Here is an 18,934-nt window from a genome sequence, read left to right on the forward strand (position 1 = left end):
ATAGGCAAAAGTTGCGCAGGTTTCGGCACGCGTCGAACAGGTCTGCGCCCTTAATCTTTTCGACGTACCCCGCAGCAACGAACGCGTCTTCAGCGGTCGGTGCTGAACCTCAATGCAGACAGCAGGAGCTACGGATATGTCGAACATTCAAAACAAAGTCGTCCTGATTACCGGTGCAAGCAGCGGTATTGGCGAAGCAGCGGCCAGGTTGATCGCCGCCAAAGGCGCGCATGTGGTCCTCGGTGCCCGCCGTACCGAGCGTCTGGACAGACTGGTCAGCGAGATCCAGGCCGAAGGTGGTTCAGCAAGTGCCTGCGCACTGGACGTTACGGATCTGCAATCGATGCACGCCTTCGTGGCGTTCGCCAAGACCCAACATGGCAAGGTCGATGTGATCATCAACAACGCGGGCGTGATGCCGTTGTCTCCGCTGGCCTCGTTGAAGGTCAACGAATGGAACCAGATGCTCGATGTCAACGTGCGTGGCGTATTGCACGGTATTGCCGCTGTCCTGCCGGACATGCAGGCGCAGGGTTTCGGTCAGGTCATCAATATCTCGTCGATCGGTGGCCTCGCGGTTTCTCCTACCGCCGCGGTGTACTGCGCGACCAAATTCGCAGTCAGGGCTATCTCGGATGGTCTGCGTCAGGAAACGGACAAGATCCGCGTCACCGTGGTGTGCCCGGGTGTGGTCGAGTCCGAACTGGCCGATACGATTTCCGATGATGTGGCCCGCGAGGAAATGAAAGCCTTCCGCCGTGTGGCGCTCAATGCAGACGCCATTGCGCGAGCGCTCGCCTATGCCATCGAACAGCCCGACGATGTCGATGTGAGTGAGATTGTGGTTCGTCCGACCGCCAGTCCGCACTGAGCCGTTCCGGGCGCAATCACCCGTGGTTTGTGCCCCGTTCTGCCTGGCTATAAAGACTGGGCATAGACCTCACAAAGCAATCGCCCACGTCTGACTGACCAAATCCTTGCCGAAGCTGTGAATCGGCTCTTCCTCGACCAACTCAAACCCCGCCCGCTGGTATAACCGGCGGGCATCCACCAGATTGCTGGTGGTCCAGAGAATCATCTTTTTGTAGCCGACATCCCGGGCAAAACGCAGGCATTCCTCGATCAGCCGATTGCCGATCCCCAATCCCCGCGCACTGGCATCCACGTAGAGCATGCGCAGTTTCGCGGTGGTTTCGTCGTGGCGGATGACGAACACCGAACCCACCACCTTGCCGTCCTTCTCCGCGATCCAGCAGCGCTCGCCGGCTGGGTCGAATTCGCGCAGGTATTTGGCGACGACCTCTGACACCAGCGCTTCGAACTCTGAATTCCAGCCGTATTCACGGCTGTAGATCGCGGTTTGCTGATGCACCACCAGACCCATGTCACCGGGCTGCGGATCACGCAGGAGATAGGTCGTTGGCTGACCACCCTCGAGCAGCGTCTGGATCTGCTTCATCGACGCGATCAGTTGCTGTTGCTGCGGTTCGGACAGGCGTTCGAGCAGGGTGATGACTTCTTGCCGCGAGGCTTGCTCCAGCGGCGCGAGGATTTCGCGGCCGAGGTCGGTGATGTGCAATTGACTGGCGCGGGCGTCGGTGGTGGAGGGGACTTTCTGGATCAGGCCTTTTTTGTCGAAACCGCTGATGAGCCGGCTCATGTATCCCGCGTCGAGGCCCAGCATCTGGCGCAGGTCGGTGCTGGTCAGATCGCCCTGGGACGCGAGCTCGTAGAGGATGCGCAGCTCGGTCAGCGAGTAGTCGCTTTGCAGCAAGTGTTCCTGCAACACGCCGATCTGATGGGTGTAGAAACGGTTGAACTGCCGGACGATGTCGGCGCGGTCGGTGATTGTGGACATGGCGTGATGCTCATATGTTTGCTTTAGGCAACTATATAGTTGCCTTAGGCAAGCAAGTCAAATGAATGATTTCACGATTCCGGACGCAAAGTCAGCCGGAACAAACCGCTCAGTCGTGTCCATTCGTATGTTTCTGAGGCTCACGGTTTCCAGATGCGTCGCCGCGTGACCGCGATGACAGGGCCATCTCTCCATGCCTGTAAAAAAAACTGACTAGAATCCAAACACACCCATTCATTCAAGGAACGACCCATGTCCGGTTTACGCACGTTGATTGCGACCACGACCTGTATTGCGCTGTTGAGCACTTCGGTGTCCGCGCTGGCCGATCCTGGCAACGGAAAGGGGCAGGGCAAAGGCAACCCGCATAACAGCCAGGATCATGGCAATCAGGGGAAAAAAGGCGGGGGCGGTTATCAGGGGCACGGCCCGAGTATCGATCGCGGCGGGGTGATCGGGATTGTGGACGGCTATCGTGGCTACTGGACCCCAGGCCCGGCGTTGCCGCCCGGCATCCAGAAAAACCTGGCGCGGGGCAAGCCACTGCCGCCCGGGATAGCTAAGAAACTCGATGGTCGACTGGTCGGCAGACTGCCGCACTACGACGGCTACGAATGGCAGCAGGTCGGCACCGATCTGATCCTGGTCGCGCTGGCCACCGGGCTGATTTATGAAGTGCTGAATGGCGCCTTCGATTGAAAAATAGATCTGTCCCCATATGAAAAAGCCCGGCGGATAAGGCCGGGCTTTCGTCGGGTACTGCGGTAAAACCCGGCATTCAGGCGTTACGACTTTCGATCAGACGGTCAGAACCACCTTCGGCAACTGCATCACTGAACAGCGGATCGGTTTCAGTCGCGGCAACCGAATCACTGAACAGCGGATCAGTCTGGGTCGCAGCAGCAACCGCATCACTGAACAATGGATCGGTTTGAGTCGCAGAGGCAACCGCATCACTGAACAGCGGATCAGTCTGGGTCGCAGCAGCAACCGCATCACTGAACAATGGATCGGTTTCAGTCGCCGCAAAAGCATTCAGGGCGAAGAGCGAGAAGGCGATGCCGATGAGGGTTTGGCGTTTCATGGTTCTGTACTCCGTGTGCAGTGGGTTGGTATGGAGCAGATCCTACGCTTTCGATTTGATATGAGAACTTCATTGAATTAATGGTTGTTATTGATGCGGTCAATGATTGGGCTCGGTGGCCTGAGATGCGCTGAACGGTACCGATGACACCAATTCGCTTGCCAGTCACTGCGTAATAAACCTGCGAATCGCTTGAATGGTTTCGACGGGCGCTTCTTCCATCAGCCAATGACCCGCACCGGCGATCACCAATTCGGTGACGTTGTCGGCGGCATTACGCATCACGATGGCTTCATTGTTGCCGAAGGACTTCTCACCGCCGACCGCCAGCACCGGCATTTTCAGTTTGGTCTTCATCGACGCCTCGTTGTCCACCGCGTCCTGGCGGATCGCGCGGAACTGGGCGAACGCCGCGTGCATGGTGCCGGGGCGGGCGTAGAGTTTGGCGTAGTGTTGGCGGGTGGCTTCGTCGACTTTTTTCGGGTCGCCGGCGAACTCGTTCCAGAAGCGGTCGAGGTAGATACGCTCACGCCCGGCCACCAGTCTCTCTGCGTCCGGGCCGCCGAAGTCGAAATGCCAGAGCATCGGCGAGCGAACAATCTCGTTCCACGGCGGGATCCCTGGAACGGGCGCATCCATCACTACCAGGCGATCGGTCTGCTGGGGATACCGCGAGGCGTAGGCGAAGGCGACCATGGTGCCGATGTCGTGGCCGACCACCACCGAATGCTCGATGCCCAGCGAAGCCAGCACCGCGCGAATATCGCCGGCCTGAGTCTTCTTATCGTAGCCATCGGCAGGGATCGACGACAGGCCCATGCCCCGCAAATCCGGCACCACCACGGTGTGATCCTTCGCCAGATCCGCCGCCAGCGGCGCCCACATATCACCGGTGTCGCCGAAACCGTGCAACAGCACCACCGCCGGGCCTTTGCCGCCGATGCGCGTGTGGATTTTCGCACCGTCGACGGCGATGTCCTGAGTGCGGAACGAGGCGGGGAAGGGCGTCACGTCCGCATGGGCCGGAACACTCATGGCCAGCAGCAGGGAAGCGGTGAGCAGGGCGCGGATCATGGCGGTCACTCCAGAGGGGGTGGCTGGAGCGTAGACGGATTTGTGGTCGCTGAAGTGCGAATAATGGGCACAGATCGGTTTGTGGACTGGATTTTGGCAACGCTTCAGGAAAGGTATCCGCTGACCCCATCCCACAACAGCTTCAATGCCGTGACCACCAGCAAGCCGTAGCAGGCGCGGTACATCTGGCGTTGATCCAGTCGGGCGTGCAACCGCCAACCCAGCCAGACGCCGCAGGGTACAGCGAGCAAGCTGACGAGCATCAGCGTCAGCACATTGCCGGTAGGTTTGGCCAGCAGCAGCCATGGCACTGCCTTGAGAAGATTGCCCACGGTGAAAAACAGGCTGGTCGTTCCGGCATACATCTGTTTGCTCAGCCCCAGCGGCAGCAGATAGATCGCCAGTGGCGGCCCGCCGGAATGCGCCACCATCGTCGTGATACCCGAAGTAATGCCGGCAGCCACGGCTTTGGGTGAGGAGCGCGGCCGCACTCGGACTTCTCCGCCCGCTTTGAACCACAAACCGACAAACAACAGCGTGATCGCCGCCATGACGATGGCGATGGCGCGGTGGTCCAGTACCCGGAAAAGCAAATAGCCGGCGCCGATGCCGACGATCAAACCTGGTACCAACAACTTCAGGTCGGGTTTTGACCAGGTGGAAGGCTTCCAGTAGCGCAGGCTGAACAGATCCATGGCGACGAACAATGGCGCCAGCAGCCCGCCAGCCGTGATCGGGTCCATCACCAGCGACAACAGCGGAATCCCGACAATCGCAAAGCCGCCGCCGAACGCGCCCTTCATGAAGCAGATCAGGAACACGCCGGCGAAGGTGACGAGGAGGGTGGTGAAGGTCAGATCCACGGCGTGTGCTCACTTCATTTCGGGCGGGGAGTGGCCTTAATTTCGCTCACGGTCTGCAAGATGAACAGTTACAGTTTCGAGGCCGATTCACGGACCAGTTGCCAACTGGATCGAATGTGGGCCTCGGGCAAAGTTCGGTTTGGGGAGATAGGGGCATATGCGGCTTGAAGACATCCTGACCGAAGACCTTTACGTGGTGTTCTGCGGAATCAATTCGGGCTTATTGGCGGCAGCGGGTATCCGGCAAGAAGTCGATCAAGTGGGGCTGCAAGAGGACACGTTCGGCGGCGCTGACGTCTGGATTCTGCCCAATCCCAGCGGGCGCAATCTGGCGTTCAATCAGGCGCAACTGGTGACGGCGTATCGTCAGCTTTACCTGGCAATACGCGAAACGATGATCGACTCCCGGTCCAGGATGGGTTTTATATAAAGCAGCTCGTATTCCCCATTTTTTGATGACGCGCAAGGAGCGGCCCTTAATGGATTACCTGATTCGAAACGCTACGAATGCAGATGCGCCAGCGATCAGTCGAACGATCATCAGTGCTTTGCGCGAATCCAACGTTCAGGACTACTCCGCCGAAATCATCGAGCAGGTGGCGCGAAGTTTTTCTCCCCCGGCGATCCTTCATCTGTTGGCTGAGCGTCAAGTCTTCGTAGCTACAACCGGCAGCCATATCGTTGCAACCGCGAGTCTGGATAACGACATTGTCCGAAGTGTGTTTGTCGATCCGTGCCATCAAGGAAAGGGCGTCGGAAGACGCCTGATGGAGAGGATTCAATCACTTGCCATCAATGCAGGTCTGAACCAGCTGCGTGTGCCTTCTTCAATCACTGCAGAAGGCTTCTATGCTTCGCTTGGGTTTGAAAAGGTACGAGACGAGTTTCACGGGGCGGAGCGCACGGTCATCATGGCGAAGGCATTGGAGCTGTAGCGCCCCAGAGTGCAGAGAGGCACGAGGCCTACTTGATGGGGACAGATCTATTTTCACGTTTGGGATTAGTAGATCGGTCCCCATTTTTCCTAAACTCGAGGTCGTTCCAGCTTGATCCACTCTTGTACTGTCTTGCGCTGCCATTGGCGTTGAGCGTAATCCTCAAGTTGAGCCGGCACCGTGTCCCCGTTGAGTATCAATCGGTTCAGCATCAAGGCGAGATCAACGTCGGCGATCGACCATTCACCAAAAAGGTAGTCCGGATTGTCGGTAAGCAGCCATTGAGCGACATCAATCAACTTTTGCTTGGCAGCCTCAGCCGACGCTGACAACGGTCCGTATTTCTGACCATAGAAGACCACAAGGGTAGAGCGTTCCTGTCGGATCGGGAGCAAATCACTGCGCAGCCACGCCTGAACTTGCCTCGCTACCGCGCGCTTCTGTGGGTGCCGGGGGTAAACAGCTGTCTGGGGGAATACATCTTCCAGGTATTCCGTGATCGCCGATGATTCCGACAACGCAAAGTCGCCATGCACGAGGGTAGGCACTCTCTGAGTCAGCGAAAGACGGGCGTAATCGCTGGCCTGGTTTTCCAGTTTGTCCAAGTCCAAGGTACTCATTTCGAACTCGATTCCCTTTTCCCGAAGGGCCACAAAGCACGACATTGCGTAGGGACTGGTGAATTGAGCATCGACGTAAAGGCGCAGGCTTGAGTCATTCATAGCGTCATCTCCATATGCAGAGTGGACGACGCTAAAAGATTCGACGCTTTAAATAAAATTCATGTTTTTTATGGGGGCATTCCCATCAGGAATGGGCAAAAAGGCCGACACGATTTCCCATCACCGTTTGCAAATCAGCGAGGCAGCGTCACCCAAGGCGCACCTTCAGCAAAAGCGCCCTCGATCCAGTCCTTGAACGCCGTGGTCGTCGCCGTGTTGAACCGCGCCGAAGGCCGCACCAGATAAACTCCCGTGTCCGCATCCAGTTGCCACTCGGGAAGCACCCGCGCCAGACGCCCCTCGCGCAGGTCGTTGGTCATCAGCCAGTCGCCGCCGGCCAAAATTCCCACGCCCATGCGCGCGGCACACAGCTGCGCTTCGTTGTCGTTGCTGACCAGTCGGCTGCGAATTTTCAGAGTGTGTTTCTCATCGCCTCGGGTCAGCCGCCATTCGGGATAAGAATGCAACCCGGTAAATCCCAGGCAATGATGATCGGCAAGATCCGCCGGCGTTTTCGGTTCGCCGTGCTGTTGAAGGTAGCTGGGCGCGGCACACAGGATTCGGCGGTGATCGCAGAGCTTCTTCGCCACCAGCCGATTGTCCGCCAGCTCGCCGATGCGGATCGCCGCGTCGAAACCCTCGGCGACGATATCGACAAAGCGCTCGGCATATTCCACCTCCAGCGCCACGTTCTGGTGGGCCAGGGCAAACGCCGAAACGATATCGCCCAGCCACAGCCGACCCATGGCGGCCGGCAGGGCGATGCGCAAACGCCCGCGAACTTCGGCGGCACCTTCGCGCGCATCTTGCTCCGCTTCGGCGATCAGACTGACCGCATGCCCGAACCGCGCCACCAGCCGTTGCCCCTCATCGGTGAAACGCAATTGCCGGGTGGTGCGCTCGATCAGCCGCACCCCCAGCCGCGACTCCAGCGCGCTGAGCCGTTTCGACAGCACCGAGGGATGGCGCTGCAACGCCCGGCCCGCCGCCGCAAACGAGCCGTGCTCGGCCAGGGCAAGCAGGGTGGCGACTTCATCGGCCTGACGGCTATCGAACAGATCCATGCAACGACAACCCTCGTGGATGACCCGAAAAAGACTCAAGGCACCAGCACAACCGCCCCCGGCAAACCGCCCCGGTGCAGATCGGCATGGGCCCGGGCGGCGTCCGCCAGCGGATAGCGACGCCCGACAGTGGGCTGGATAATACCGGCGTCAATCGCTTGCAACACGTCCTTTGCACGCTGCTGGTATTCCTCCGGCGTGGCGGTGTGGGCGGCGAGGGACGGTCGGGTCAGGAACAACGAACCCTTGGCATTCAAGGTGCTGATCTCGACCGGCGCCGGCGCCCCCGACGCCATGCCGAACGACACCAGCAACCCGCGCGGACGCAGGCAATTCAACGACGCCTCGAAAGACACTCGGCCAATCGGGTCGTACACCACATCCACTTTCTTGCCCTGGGTGAGGTCGACCACCGCGTCGGCCAGCGTCGCCGCCTCGAACACCAACACCTCATCACAACCCGCCAACCGGGCCCGCTCGACACTCTCGGCGCTGGACACAACGCCAATAACAAACGCCCCCAAATGCTTCGCCCACGGCACCATGATCTGCCCCAGCGCACCGGCCGCGCCGTAGATCAGCACCGTCGAACCCGGCCCGACCGGGTAAGTGGACTTGAGCAAATACTGCGCGGTAATGCCCTTGAACAGCACCGCCGCCGCGTCCTCGAAACTCAGGCTGTCGGGGATCTTCACCAGCCGATTGGCCGGGTAGAGGCGGGCGCTGGCATAGGCGCCGACAGGGCCCGTGGCATAGGCGACCCGGTCGCCGACGGCCACGTTCGTCACATCGGCACCTACCGCCACAACACGTCCGGCGCCCTCAAGCCCCAACCCGGAAGGCAACGCCAACGGCGCGGCACCGGAACGTTGGCTCAAGTCGAGCGGGTTGACGCCAATGGCCAACTGCTCCAGCCAGACCTCGCCGGGGCCGGGTGTTTGCGCGGTGGATTGCTCAAGCTGAATGACCTGAGGCTCACCGGTTTGATGGATGACGGCGGTGGTGACCATGTTGAACGCTCCCTTACGTTGATCGTGGGGAAAGTCTAAAGATCTGCGTGGTGAGCACTAGTTGGGTTGAATGCAGTTCATAAGTGCATTCGATGCAGTAATTGGATCAAGGCCCCGCGTGGTTCGAATTCAACGCCCTTTACTGAAACGCAAACAGCCCGGGCCGACGCCCTTCGTAGTTAACGAGGGTGTCGGCCCGGGCTGTTTTGCATTCCATAACCTCTTGAGCCGCGCTTTTTCCTGCAGCAGCGGTGGACGCGCTACAGAAGCCGCCTGGAGGAAATCTCTTTCCAGATTCAGCCGTCGACTAGCGACGCTTTTTTGGTTAATCCGAGTTGGGCGACGTTGTGTTTAGGTGTCTTCAGTAAAGAGGGAAACGTTAATGTAGAAATACTTAATTTCTGACCACGAATCCCTTTTGTCTATTGGCGTTTCTTCGGACCCCATACCCAGCATGTACCCCACATGTGTTTTTTTATCGCGATAGAAGAACGGTGCTGAATCCCATCCGCAACACATATGCTGAAGCTGTGGCAGACCGAAGCTCTGATGCATGTATCGTTCAGCTTCAAGCGCATCAAGGCCTTTTACTCGGTAGCGAGCAATCAAAGGTTTCCCTTGTATGTCGCTGTCCTGGGTGCACGTCAGAAGCTCAACAAATTCAGGTTTGTCGCTGATTTTTGCCAGGAAGTCTTCACAGTGCGGTTCAGCCTTTGCGCAACCGGCCAAGACAGATAGCACTCCGAACAAGAGTCCAAGGAATAACTTTTTCATCTATTTTTCCACGACCTCATTTCCCCCAAGACACCCTCGCACCGCCAGAAACAAAGATCGGTACTGAACAGCTAAACCTTCGTCTGCTGCGCGGCAGTATAGCGAGGGTAAATAAGCATGGGATTTCTGGGTGGCTCTTATCAGCAGATCATCAACTGGAGAGGGCTCAGCGATTCGAGGGCCATGAGGTACGTCTGATTCTTGAATCTCCAAATTTCACCATATCCAGCATTGTGAAAGCTGAACGGGCACCCAGGCATCCCACACAAATTTCGCTGTAGAAGCAGCCACTGACTGCTCCTACAGGAGCCGACCGATTACGCCACTTCGACGTGATCCAGCGCCTGATTCACCGCCAGCTCGGCAATCATCACCACCTGCGCAATACCAATCGCCGTCTTGCGATGCGACGGATCGAGCGTGGCGGCGAAATTGCTCAGTATCTCACTGGCCGCTCCGAGGTTTTCGCTGGCGTTGGCCAGCAGGCATTCGGTGTTGAATTTCGGATTGGCCAGGTACATCCGCTCGGGCTCGTTCAAGGACGACATGATCCCGGCGGCGGGGAAGAGGTAGTGATCCAGCGCGCGCTCGGCGGCGTCGTGGAGTTTTTTGGAGTTGGGAGATTCGTAGGGGGAGGTGGGGTCGGTTTTGGGTGGGTTGGGTGTTGGTTTTATCATGGTGAAACTCCTTGTGTCGTCATCAGGAGCCATCACCCACTCGCTACCAAACGTTGGGTGGTGGCCATACGCAGGTTGGTAGACCGGGACACAAGGAGACCGGCGCGCCCGAAGACGCCCTGTGCATGGCCACCATAAAACCGGGGCGATTGACCGCCGCGATGGTGTGCTCTGCATCTTGTGTTTGTCTCGGGCTACCAAACCCCATCACTGTTTTTCAGTGACCGGGAAACGATAAGACCCGCGTCGTAGACGCACAAGCCGGCGGATTCTGGCGTAGTCGTAGGCAATGACGCAAGGCGTTGTAGCCTTGGGGAAGTTACGGCGGGTTGCTTTAAACGGAGCTGTTTAAGCGCTCAAAGGTGGGAGCTTATTTCCTGAAAACAGTCCGGTCCCTCGTCGGCTGAAAGGGAAAGGGGGGCGAAGTGATGTGGAGGTCGGAGAAGGCGGGGTCGTGCGAGTAGTTCACAGCAGAGAGAAGCGCTTGGCACGGAACCAAGCGCTCGGGGTAGGGCGGGGCGCTACGGCTCCACCCTGATGTTTCAGTTTTTGCTGGCGTTCAGCTTGCGCAGTTCTTCGTAGGTCGCCGACTGGACGAACCAGAAGCCGGAAATGATGCACCAGCACAGGGTGCCGGCCACGAAGATACCCAGCGCCGGGAGGAACCCACTGGTGAAAATCGCGACGATAGCGACCAGCCAGATGAATGCGAGAGAGAGATAGAGGACGGTGTTGTTGACGCTGATGACGAAGTCTTTCACGGGGCATATTCCTTGCAGGATGTAGAAAATTTCCCCCTCTCCGGGGGGCGGACGCATGCTATCACAATGCCTTCACTGGCCAAGAGAAGTGAGCTCTTCATCGGAAAATACATCCGTCTCCTCTTTTCGTTGGGAGTGTCTGCTATCGGCCAGAAGCGGACGTCGGCAAGCGACCGCTACCGGCCATAAGAGGACCTTCGCACGCGACCGCAGGGCTACCTCCTGCGCTAAAGCAGTCTGGTCTTATGAAGATTGGGGGAGAATACCGAGCCGTTGACAGTGATGGCACTCTGATCTAGATTCGACATCTCTTTACGCGTTCATAGCTTGATGGTTTCCATCATTGCTTAGTCAGGCGCTTCGCCAGACTCAATTACATTGCGTTGTTTTATTCCGCAGACAAGATCTGCGGCCCTACGCTCGCTTCGCTCACTCCGGTCCACAGATCTTGTCTGCGGCTGATTCTTGGTAAAGAGCCCACATCGCATGGATCCGCGACAAAGAATTCTTGCAGACGTTGATCTTGAGCAGAGCAAGGTTCATTTCTCAAAAAATCCAATCGTTTTACTTTGCGGGGGACATGTTCCGGAAAAGGAACATGCGGACGCTGACGAGCCTCCAGTCCGTTCTCTTCGCGATGCAGTGAAGCGCAAAGCGCTTCAAATGGCTGTGTCACCGCATATATTCCGCCCCGAAGAAATAAAGTCTTGGCACGAAGATGGTGTCTTCAGAAACCTGATGGATTTCGAAGCCGATCTCGGTAGTGTGTGCTCATTGGTGGCTATCGCAGTTGAAAGCGAAGGTGCGATTGCTGAGCTGGGAGCATTTTCACAGTTGCCAGACTTCAATAAAAAATTGATTGTTTTTGTTCCTGAAGAATATGCGGGTGCTAGCTCATTTATCAATCTTGGTATTCTTCGCCATATTAAAGAAAAGCATGGCACAGGAGTAAAAATTTATCCTTGGAGTCCAAAATTTCCAAATGACATATCTGATGATGTAGTAAGCGATGTTCTTGAGGATATTGCTGCGGAAATATTAGAGCTTCAAAAAACCCAGGCGTTCAATGTTCATAATAATATTCATCTTATTGTGCTGATTTATGAATTGCTCAGATTGTTTGTCGCCCTTAAGGAAAAAGAGCTGATTGATTCAATAAGAAGCTTAGGTCGTGAGGTGCATAGGGACGACCTAAGGCGAAAGCTTTTTCTTCTTCAGGAATTCAGACTTGTAAGAAAGATTGAGTATAGTGATTCAACGTTTTATGCATGTGATGATGATACTTTCCATAGCCTTCGCTTCGTCTTAAAGTCAGGTATGGCTGTTGACCCTTTGCGATTGCGTGTTGAATGTGTTGATTATTATAAAATAACAGCGGCAGAAAGGAACCGAAACAGAGCGATTGATCGTGCGAAACTGGGAGGCCATAAATGATCCTGTATGACTTTCGCAAGCATATGTCAGAAGTGTTATCCTTGTCTGAGCATGATGTAGCTCGACTGATAGTAAGAGCACCATATGCATACAAACGTTATTTTATACCCAAAAAATCTGGTGGCATGAGGCCTATTGCACAGCCCGCTAAAGAAACCAAAGTAATACAAGGTATTCTTATCGAAAGTTTGTTTGCTCAGCTTCCGGTTCACGAATGCGCTGCAGCATATAAACAGGGTTCAAGCATAAAGGACAACGCAGAGCGGCATAGGCAAAATAGTTATATTGCTAAGTTTGATTTTTCAAACTTTTTCGGATCCATAACTGAATTGGATTTGATAAAGCATTTGTCTTACGTGCTATGTGGGAAATTAACAGCGCAAAGCATAAAGGATATCGCGCGAGTCAGTTGCGTTAGAGAGCGATCTACTTCGCGGCTTGCTCTAAGTATTGGAGCTCCAAGCTCGCCAATTTTGTCGAATTCAATAATGTATTATTTTGATCTGGCAATGGAAGGTTGGTGCAGGGATCGAAGTATAGTCTATTCCCGGTATGCCGATGATTTGACGTTCTCAACGAATGATAAGGGTGTAATGTTTGACGTGGAAGCCTTCATTTTGGAGGTGCTTGAAAATATTCCCTATCCAAGACTTAAAATAAATTCGGAAAAAACAGTGTATGCCTCTAAGAAAAGGCAGCGCCGAATTACTGGGCTAATTATAACCAATGATAACAATGTTTCTTTAGGTCGAGATAAGAAGCGATTAATTAGCTCGATGATTCACCATTATGTGCAAAATAAATTAGATGAGGAGTCAATACTCCATCTTCAAGGGTTGATGGGGTTTGCTCAAGATATTGAACCTCTGTTTGTCGCAAAAATGAGGGGGAAATATACAGGGAAAATCATTTCGGACTTGCTTAGGCAAAGAGGAAAAAGAATAAAGTAAAATTATTTGCAATGTTTTGCGGCGCGCCCGTCGCCACCGTTGAGTCACCAATATGCTGGGTTGATATTTATTTAAAATCAACGGATTAATTATGCTCGTAGTTCGGCATTGTGCGACAACAGAATCTGGCCCTCTATAGCATACAAGACATCGATTTTTAGAGCAGGCATATTGACATTATCTTATGGGCGTTATAGTTTTGTTATCATCGCCAATTTGTACGCAAAAAATAGACGGGTTAAATCACACCATGGACGATCTACAAGATTCCGATATTGTTGTTAGACACGCAAATCTGAAGTCAAAGTGCTGGGTAGTGAGACCTGGATCCAGGTATAGATTTATCAACAATTTCCTCGAGATGGGCTGCATTGCAATGGCGCATCTTGATAACTCTACCCCTGACGAAGATGTCTTTGAGGTTCTTCGTGAAGCTAAGGGTGAAGATGTCTTCACAATTTGTGATGCAATAGAGCCAAATCTAACGATCAATGTGCGGGGACAAGTCCTTTCTTTTTTAAAAGAGATGGCTATTGGCGATGTAGTATTTACTTTGTCGGGATCTAATATCTATCCTGGAATAATTAGCGGAGATCCTTACGTTGCTAGTCAAGCGTTTTCTGACTCTGAACGATTCATCGTTAGAAGATCTGTAACGTGGGGCGATCCAATTGAGCGCAGTAAAATTCCCGTAACTTTGGCTAAAAGCTTTCACGCTTACCAAGCAATATTTTCTCTGGGGGATAACTCAAAAGAAATCCATCATTGGTTGAGTGCTTTTTTTGTAAGTGATGGAACATATTATAGTAGTCTTCGCGTCAATCAGGCTGGCGACCTTAGTCATCATTCATTAAAAAACTTGTCAGAAGTTATGGATAGGCTTCAGGTTTTGTCTCTGATGATTGGGGATAAAGAGGGCTTTGATCTTTCAAGTGATCAAGTAACTCTAGAAACTCTTCTCGATGTGATGAAGCGTTTTGATCGAGAAAGTTTGTTAGTCCTTACTTCGCAACAGGTGATGATGTCGCCTGGAGATATATGGTACGGTTTTAAATCAAATTCACTACGCTCAGGTGTTGCTTTTCTTGTTGGGCTGGCGCTGCTTTTTAATCAATCCATTGCTTTCGCAGATGCGGAGCTGGAGAGAATCAAGGAAGATGTAACTCCGGTGATTACGCAAAACCTTCCAGTTGTTAAGGACAATGTGGATCTGGAAGCTGTTAAGCAGGCGCTTTGGGTGAAGCCTGCTGGTCAGAATCGATCCTTCGTAGACCAAGAACCTTCTCCGGAACTGTTCCCTCAAGATGGCACTCCGCGATACTCAAGCAGGTAGGGATTATGTCGACCATGTGGGTATGGATTATCTGTTTTGGGGCATTAATCGCCCTAGCGTTTGCCATATATAATTTTAGAGTCGTCCTGCACGCACGCGTGTACGATTTTTTACGACATCATCAAGCTTATAATAATTTTGTTATAGCCTCTTGCGCGCTTGCAACACTTCTCTGGGGGGCATATACCTTTGACGCACTACAGCAGAAAGATCGGGCTTTGGCAGAGCTTGCGGATATCCAAAAGCGAATTAAAGATACAGAGTCTACATTTTTATCTGTAAAAGTTTCAGTGGTTAAAGCTAGTGATGGGTATTATCTAACCCCTACAGTAACTATTAAAAATAGCAGTAACGAAGCTATCTACTTTAAACTTTGTCCGGACTCTCTATCAGTAAGCAGGATCTCATACAATTTTGAGGGGCAAGCGCGGGCTGATAAAACGATTTTCCCTCTGCTCTATGAGAAAATATCCAACAACCCACAAGTGAAAAATAGCCCTCTTTTCGATTTGAGGATTCCAATTGCATCCGAACGAAATCTAAATTTCTTCGCTGCGGTTAAGGAGCCCGGTGTTTACTATGTGACTTTTTCAGCCTTGTCCTCAAAAGATGCTGCGCAAGGAGCTGATATTCAACAATGCAGCTTCAGTTCGAATATTAATATATCAGGGGCGAATAAAATTAATGGAAAAGACTCTATATGGTTCGCTTCTACATACGTAATCGTTAATGGTCAGTAAAGCACCAGTTTTTCCAGTACATGGCGCTGTTAGTTTAGGTATTAATAATCATGCATCAGCGACTGCTTTCGGCCGGAAGCGGTCGTTTGTGGTTGACGTCTTCCGGCCAAAAGCCTACGTCCGTGAGTAGACATTTACGTACCATTGCTACCGTCAATGTCTCCTAATCTTTTTGCGTTGTGCAGCGATTGATACTGTTCATACCTTTAGAGATGCTGTAATCAGGTGATAACAGTCTTAATGCCCTTGCTGGAAACGTCTGTTGGGAGTCCAGATCCCGCTTCCATGCCCTCAACCCCCTGTAATACACGTATAAGTCGCGAGGAGTATGGATACTGCAATACTCTGCCCGACGGAGGCCTAGCTCACCCTTTTAGAAAGTTTTTACTGGTGTGGGATATATGCTCCTTTTTTTGGAAGGAACTGTAATTTAATTGCTGGCGAGGAATGAAAGTGACAAAGCTATTTGTTGATACGAATATATATCTTGATTTTTATCGAGGTGCGCGTGATAGGTTGTCTTTATTTGAAGAGCTAAAAAAACTAAAAGACAAACTCATAATTTCAGAGCAAGGGTATAGAGAGTTTCAGCGAAATCGAACGGCGCAATTAATTAATCTTGCTAAAGAGATTAAGAAAACCTCATCCATCTCGATCTTCACCACGGCGGTGGTGCGAGACATGGTTGAGCATCAAAAAGCAACGCGTCTACAATCCGAGGTTCACAAGCTTGGAAAAGAGTTGGAGAGGAAGATTAACGCAATGCTTGAACCTAAGCCGGGAGACGATCCTGTGCTTGATGCATACGAAAACCTTACTAAAATTTGCACTTTTATAGAAACGGAAGAGAAGCTTATCACCAAGGCTAAAACGCGGAAGATACTAGGAAATCCGCCAATATCACCTGATAGACACTCGGTTTGCGACGAGCTACTGTGGGAGGAGTTGCTTGAATTCTGTGATGAGGATTTGATAATCGTATCAAACGATAAGACGTTCACAGAAAACAAGAAGATTCTTAGGGATGAATTCGCTAGTGTTAATTGTGGGAAAAGCCTGACAATCGTAAAATCTGTGAGTGATGCGCTTAACATTCTAGGTGCGGTTTCAGATCGTTTAGAATCGGTAGAGGCTGATATGGATTTAAACTCCAGAAAACCCCCATCAAGAATGGCCGACTCCATACTGGAAATTGCGATTAGAAAATCATCCCAAATAATCTCAAAGGTCCAAGGCAATTTTTTCACTTTGACAATGAAAAACGTGACTCTGGGCCAAACACTACCTGACGAGCATCATCTTACTGATGCAATAGATGAACTCATGAAAATGAAACTAATCGTAGATGTTGGTGATGGTGTTTATGAGCTAACCGAACAAGGTCGAGCATATGAGCCGTTCGATGACTGAAATCTGTCAATCATACAGAAGCACCTTTCATGCTGATCAGTCAGCCTGTTCTAGAGTGCTACGATTTTCACGAAGTGAAGTCGCTTTTTTAAATTAGGACTCGTTACAACGATTACAATAAAATTCTAATGATTATTCGCTCCCTCAGATAGAAAACGGGGTGCTCGCTTTTCTTTTACTAGCGGCAGCTATTGGCCGAATGCTGCCGCTCAACGACCTCTGCCTAACCATAGGCGATTCAAAGCTATCGCCGATATGCCCACCAGAGCGATGCCTTGAGCCACTGCTCTACGCAACTCTGATACAGTCGCCCTTGGAAAAATCGTAGACAGGAAGTCATACATGGCAAAGCCAGCTGCACGCATAACTGACCCCACCAGTTGCCCTATGCCTGGGCACGGGCCCAAAGCCATTGCGTCCGGATCTCCCGATGTGTTTTTTGACGGCCTCGCAGCTGCAAGGAAAGGCGACACTTGCACCTGCGGCAGCGCTTTGGACTCGGCAGTGTCTGCGACGGTGTTCATCAATGGCAAGAATGCCGCGCTGGTGGGAACCGTCGGCACACACGGCGACGTAGTTATTGGTGGTTCGGGTACGGTGATCATCGGCGACTCCCATAATCCTGCACCGTTCACGCCTCCACTCCCGCTTTTACTGCAGAAAACCTATGGGCATACTTTCAGCATCGTTGATAGCGAGACTGGTCAACCTCTAGTCGGAAGAAGTTTCACTGCCACTGTAAATGGTCAAAAGATTACAGGTGTTACCGACAGCGCCGGGATAGCAAAGATCAAAACCCCAGCCAAAGATGCCAATATTTCCATTAGCATTGATTTCACTTCTCCAGCTCGGACGCTTAACGAACTAACGGACTGACCCAGAATGGCTGAACAATTTACTACTGAAGCAAAAGCGACTGAAGTCAAACCCGCTGTGCCAGTTGCTCCCACGATTATCACCGTCAATGATAGAGCTGCCACTAGAGAAGCGATCATCAGACTACTCAGCAAAAACAAGTGCGAGTTTGTAGAACGATCATCATGGGGAGCACATAAAGCAAAAGGTGAAATGGTGGATGACTGGGACTACTCGATGATCGCCCTTCACCACGCAGGACGAAGTGTAGGCTGCGGTGCTGGTGCAGGACAAATGCGCGCGATTCAGAGTGAACATCAGGCTAAGTTTGATGATATCGGCTATCACTACGGTATCGATTGTACGGGTAAAGTCTTTGAAGGACGTGACATACGGTTCAAGGGATCAAGCGTACATAACTACAACACGGGTGTGATTGGTATTGTTTTACTGGAAAACCTGACAACCGCCGAAGAGGGTGGCGATATGGTCGCTTTTGCTCGCCAAGCCCTCGAAAGCATCAACGGCAACATGGACCAGAAAATTCCTGCCATACAAATTGATACCCTTCTGACCTTGATTCAGGCCCTGACCAGCGTTTTCAGGGTGACGACGTTAGGTGGGCACCGTGAATTTCCCATGCAAGCCGGCGAAGGAAAAATTTGCCCTGGTAATATCGGCATGGAGCTTGTTAGAAACCTTCGGATTAAAACCAAACTTTTGCGACCGCCTTCATCATGAAAACGCTGCTAATCATATTATCAACCACGATTGTCGCCATGCTTTATATAGGTTTTTACGAAAAGATGGAGGACGCTTATCCGGAAAAAGTATTCTTTATTAAGAAAAGTCCCACATTTCAGATGGAGTTTGAAAATATTTTCGCGTACGAATCCGATGATAAAAAATTGAGTGAGCTAAGCGAGGTGGAGCGAAGTCTGGTTATTGATTATTGCAAGTATCGGCTTGGATTGGATACGACATTAGAAAGTCAAAGCGAGCTTGAAAAGTGCAAACAAAGGTAATCGTAAGTCGTCTCTGTCAACCGAAGATTTCTCTGAAGGGCATCTGGCGACTATTGTCGATTGCGACCAATGGGGCTGTTTTTCCGGAGAAACAATGCTAACCGATCAGCAAGCTCGAATAGCACTCAAAGAGCTAGTAGAGAAGTATCTCAAAGGGAAAGCCCCTGATTATCAGTTCTTAATTGAGTTGATTGACGACGCATCGCAGCCAGTTCCTGTCAGGGGAGTATTAGAGGATATTCGAAAATATGGCAACGCCCGATACACGCAGCAAGAATTAGAAAACATTGACGACTGCGTATACATCTTCGGCTGAAGCGGGTGCATGTCTGCACCCGCGTTGAAACATAGTAATTAATTGGCTT

General features: G+C 52.3%; 22 protein-coding genes and 1 pseudogene. 12 read left to right on the forward strand and 11 right to left on the reverse strand.

What is annotated here, in order from left to right:
* The first annotated feature begins 136 nt into the window (after positions 1–136).
* On the forward strand, positions 137–871 hold the full coding sequence (locus ABFB52_RS13535) for an SDR family oxidoreductase (RefSeq protein WP_129972588.1): 735 nt from the start codon (positions 137–139) through the stop codon (positions 869–871).
* Positions 872–940: 69 nt separating this feature from the next.
* On the opposite strand, the gene ABFB52_RS13540 is transcribed toward ABFB52_RS13535, so the two are convergent.
* Positions 941–1,858, reverse strand: a complete 918-nt coding sequence (locus ABFB52_RS13540) for a helix-turn-helix domain-containing GNAT family N-acetyltransferase (RefSeq protein ID WP_129972587.1) — start codon at positions 1,856–1,858, stop codon at positions 941–943.
* 57 nt (positions 1,859–1,915) lie between these two features.
* A pseudogene (locus ABFB52_RS13545) lies at positions 1,916–2,020 on the reverse strand (phytanoyl-CoA dioxygenase); the annotation flags it as partial.
* 90 nt (positions 2,021–2,110) lie between these two features.
* Here ABFB52_RS13545 and ABFB52_RS13550 point away from each other — a divergent pair.
* Positions 2,111–2,557, forward strand: coding sequence for an anti-virulence regulator CigR family protein (locus tag ABFB52_RS13550; RefSeq protein WP_011333836.1), 447 nt, complete (start codon positions 2,111–2,113; stop codon positions 2,555–2,557).
* Between the two features lie 79 nt (positions 2,558–2,636).
* On the opposite strand, the gene ABFB52_RS13555 is transcribed toward ABFB52_RS13550, so the two are convergent.
* The 3 genes from ABFB52_RS13555 to ABFB52_RS13565 all read right to left on the reverse strand — a co-directional run bounded on the left by ABFB52_RS13555 (position 2,637) and on the right by ABFB52_RS13565 (position 4,879).
* A complete protein-coding gene (locus tag ABFB52_RS13555; RefSeq protein ID WP_240865174.1) occupies positions 2,637–2,942 on the reverse strand; it encodes a hypothetical protein in 306 nt (101 codons plus the stop codon).
* A gap of 165 nt (positions 2,943–3,107) precedes the next feature.
* Positions 3,108–4,016 carry an alpha/beta hydrolase gene (locus tag ABFB52_RS13560; protein WP_129972585.1) on the reverse strand — a complete coding sequence of 303 codons (909 nt, stop codon included), beginning with the start codon at positions 4,014–4,016 and terminating at the stop codon, positions 3,108–3,110.
* 104 nt (positions 4,017–4,120) lie between these two features.
* The gene (locus ABFB52_RS13565; protein ID WP_129972584.1) at positions 4,121–4,879 is read right to left on the reverse strand and encodes a sulfite exporter TauE/SafE family protein; all 759 of its coding nucleotides are present in this window, start codon (positions 4,877–4,879) and stop codon (positions 4,121–4,123) included.
* Between the two features lie 157 nt (positions 4,880–5,036).
* Here ABFB52_RS13565 and ABFB52_RS13570 point away from each other — a divergent pair, with 157 nt between their 5' ends.
* Together ABFB52_RS13570 and ABFB52_RS13575 are read left to right on the forward strand one after the other, a co-directional pair.
* Positions 5,037–5,309: a hypothetical protein gene (locus tag ABFB52_RS13570; protein ID WP_129972583.1), complete on the forward strand. Its 273-nt coding sequence runs from the start codon at positions 5,037–5,039 to the stop codon at positions 5,307–5,309.
* 49 nt (positions 5,310–5,358) lie between these two features.
* On the forward strand, positions 5,359–5,814 hold the full coding sequence (locus ABFB52_RS13575; protein ID WP_129972582.1) for a GNAT family N-acetyltransferase: 456 nt from the start codon (positions 5,359–5,361) through the stop codon (positions 5,812–5,814).
* A gap of 89 nt (positions 5,815–5,903) precedes the next feature.
* Here ABFB52_RS13575 and yfcF read toward each other — a convergent pair whose 3' ends face one another.
* The 6 genes from yfcF to ABFB52_RS13605 form a co-directional block, all read right to left on the reverse strand.
* A complete protein-coding gene (gene yfcF / locus ABFB52_RS13580; protein WP_129972581.1) occupies positions 5,904–6,536 on the reverse strand; it encodes a glutathione transferase in 633 nt (210 codons plus the stop codon).
* A gap of 134 nt (positions 6,537–6,670) precedes the next feature.
* The gene (locus ABFB52_RS13585) at positions 6,671–7,600 is read right to left on the reverse strand and encodes a LysR family transcriptional regulator (protein WP_129972580.1); all 930 of its coding nucleotides are present in this window, start codon (positions 7,598–7,600) and stop codon (positions 6,671–6,673) included.
* A 35-nt stretch (positions 7,601–7,635) separates the two neighbouring features.
* Positions 7,636–8,610, reverse strand: coding sequence for a quinone oxidoreductase (locus tag ABFB52_RS13590; protein WP_129972579.1), 975 nt, complete (start codon positions 8,608–8,610; stop codon positions 7,636–7,638).
* Between the two features lie 351 nt (positions 8,611–8,961).
* A complete protein-coding gene (locus tag ABFB52_RS13595; protein WP_129972578.1) occupies positions 8,962–9,384 on the reverse strand; it encodes a DUF4952 domain-containing protein in 423 nt (140 codons plus the stop codon).
* 317 nt (positions 9,385–9,701) lie between these two features.
* Complete coding sequence (locus tag ABFB52_RS13600) at positions 9,702–10,061, reverse strand: hypothetical protein (protein WP_085747406.1); 360 nt, start codon at positions 10,059–10,061, stop codon at positions 9,702–9,704.
* 542 nt (positions 10,062–10,603) lie between these two features.
* Positions 10,604–10,822 (reverse strand): hypothetical protein, encoded by a 219-nt coding sequence (locus ABFB52_RS13605; protein ID WP_011333849.1) that lies wholly within the window; start codon positions 10,820–10,822, stop codon positions 10,604–10,606.
* Between the two features lie 486 nt (positions 10,823–11,308).
* Between ABFB52_RS13605 and ABFB52_RS13610 the strand changes: the two genes are divergently transcribed.
* The 8 genes from ABFB52_RS13610 to ABFB52_RS13645 all read left to right on the forward strand — a co-directional run bounded on the left by ABFB52_RS13610 (position 11,309) and on the right by ABFB52_RS13645 (position 18,885).
* On the forward strand, positions 11,309–12,256 hold the full coding sequence (locus ABFB52_RS13610) for a retron St85 family effector protein (RefSeq protein WP_129972577.1): 948 nt from the start codon (positions 11,309–11,311) through the stop codon (positions 12,254–12,256).
* Positions 12,253–13,206 carry a retron St85 family RNA-directed DNA polymerase gene (locus ABFB52_RS13615; RefSeq protein ID WP_085654107.1) on the forward strand — a complete coding sequence of 318 codons (954 nt, stop codon included), beginning with the start codon at positions 12,253–12,255 and terminating at the stop codon, positions 13,204–13,206. Before ABFB52_RS13610 ends, ABFB52_RS13615 begins: the two co-directional genes overlap by 4 nt.
* A gap of 250 nt (positions 13,207–13,456) precedes the next feature.
* Positions 13,457–14,539 (forward strand): hypothetical protein, encoded by a 1,083-nt coding sequence (locus ABFB52_RS13620; protein WP_129972576.1) that lies wholly within the window; start codon positions 13,457–13,459, stop codon positions 14,537–14,539.
* Between the two features lie 5 nt (positions 14,540–14,544).
* Positions 14,545–15,279: a hypothetical protein gene (locus tag ABFB52_RS13625; RefSeq protein WP_129972575.1), complete on the forward strand. Its 735-nt coding sequence runs from the start codon at positions 14,545–14,547 to the stop codon at positions 15,277–15,279.
* 453 nt (positions 15,280–15,732) lie between these two features.
* Complete coding sequence (locus ABFB52_RS13630) at positions 15,733–16,689, forward strand: PIN domain-containing protein (RefSeq protein WP_129972574.1); 957 nt, start codon at positions 15,733–15,735, stop codon at positions 16,687–16,689.
* Positions 16,690–17,031: 342 nt separating this feature from the next.
* Positions 17,032–17,565: a PAAR domain-containing protein gene (locus tag ABFB52_RS13635; RefSeq protein WP_085747405.1), complete on the forward strand. Its 534-nt coding sequence runs from the start codon at positions 17,032–17,034 to the stop codon at positions 17,563–17,565.
* Positions 17,566–17,571: 6 nt separating this feature from the next.
* Positions 17,572–18,285: a peptidoglycan recognition family protein gene (locus ABFB52_RS13640; RefSeq protein ID WP_085611814.1), complete on the forward strand. Its 714-nt coding sequence runs from the start codon at positions 17,572–17,574 to the stop codon at positions 18,283–18,285.
* 261 nt (positions 18,286–18,546) lie between these two features.
* A complete protein-coding gene (locus tag ABFB52_RS13645) occupies positions 18,547–18,885 on the forward strand; it encodes a hypothetical protein (protein ID WP_346836134.1) in 339 nt (112 codons plus the stop codon).
* Positions 18,886–18,934 lie beyond the last annotated feature (49 nt).

The sequence above is a fragment of the Pseudomonas sp. 9.2(2024) genome, assembly GCF_039695385.1.
GTDB classification, from domain to species: Bacteria; Pseudomonadota; Gammaproteobacteria; order Pseudomonadales; family Pseudomonadaceae; genus Aquipseudomonas; species Aquipseudomonas paraglycinae.

What these genes read in the sequence shown, in the direction of transcription:
- ABFB52_RS13535 (WP_129972588.1), top strand. Translation starts at nt 137, where the DNA reads ATGTCGAACATTCAAAACAAAGTCGTCCTGATTACCGGTGCAAGCAGC.
- ABFB52_RS13540 (WP_129972587.1), bottom strand. Translation starts at nt 1,858, where the DNA reads ATGTCCACAATCACCGACCGCGCCGACATCGTCCGGCAGTTCAACCGT.
- ABFB52_RS13550 (WP_011333836.1), top strand. Translation starts at nt 2,111, where the DNA reads ATGTCCGGTTTACGCACGTTGATTGCGACCACGACCTGTATTGCGCTG.
- ABFB52_RS13555 (WP_240865174.1), bottom strand. Translation starts at nt 2,942, where the DNA reads ATGAAACGCCAAACCCTCATCGGCATCGCCTTCTCGCTCTTCGCCCTG.
- ABFB52_RS13560 (WP_129972585.1), bottom strand. Translation starts at nt 4,016, where the DNA reads ATGATCCGCGCCCTGCTCACCGCTTCCCTGCTGCTGGCCATGAGTGTT.
- ABFB52_RS13570 (WP_129972583.1), top strand. Translation starts at nt 5,037, where the DNA reads ATGCGGCTTGAAGACATCCTGACCGAAGACCTTTACGTGGTGTTCTGC.
- ABFB52_RS13575 (WP_129972582.1), top strand. Translation starts at nt 5,359, where the DNA reads ATGGATTACCTGATTCGAAACGCTACGAATGCAGATGCGCCAGCGATC.
- yfcF (WP_129972581.1), bottom strand. Translation starts at nt 6,536, where the DNA reads ATGAATGACTCAAGCCTGCGCCTTTACGTCGATGCTCAATTCACCAGT.
- ABFB52_RS13585 (WP_129972580.1), bottom strand. Translation starts at nt 7,600, where the DNA reads ATGGATCTGTTCGATAGCCGTCAGGCCGATGAAGTCGCCACCCTGCTT.
- ABFB52_RS13590 (WP_129972579.1), bottom strand. Translation starts at nt 8,610, where the DNA reads ATGGTCACCACCGCCGTCATCCATCAAACCGGTGAGCCTCAGGTCATT.
- ABFB52_RS13595 (WP_129972578.1), bottom strand. Translation starts at nt 9,384, where the DNA reads ATGAAAAAGTTATTCCTTGGACTCTTGTTCGGAGTGCTATCTGTCTTG.
- ABFB52_RS13600 (WP_085747406.1), bottom strand. Translation starts at nt 10,061, where the DNA reads ATGATAAAACCAACACCCAACCCACCCAAAACCGACCCCACCTCCCCC.
- ABFB52_RS13610 (WP_129972577.1), top strand. Translation starts at nt 11,309, where the DNA reads ATGGATCCGCGACAAAGAATTCTTGCAGACGTTGATCTTGAGCAGAGC.
- ABFB52_RS13615 (WP_085654107.1), top strand. Translation starts at nt 12,253, where the DNA reads ATGATCCTGTATGACTTTCGCAAGCATATGTCAGAAGTGTTATCCTTG.
- ABFB52_RS13620 (WP_129972576.1), top strand. Translation starts at nt 13,457, where the DNA reads ATGGACGATCTACAAGATTCCGATATTGTTGTTAGACACGCAAATCTG.
- ABFB52_RS13625 (WP_129972575.1), top strand. Translation starts at nt 14,545, where the DNA reads ATGTCGACCATGTGGGTATGGATTATCTGTTTTGGGGCATTAATCGCC.
- ABFB52_RS13635 (WP_085747405.1), top strand. Translation starts at nt 17,032, where the DNA reads ATGGCAAAGCCAGCTGCACGCATAACTGACCCCACCAGTTGCCCTATG.
- ABFB52_RS13640 (WP_085611814.1), top strand. Translation starts at nt 17,572, where the DNA reads ATGGCTGAACAATTTACTACTGAAGCAAAAGCGACTGAAGTCAAACCC.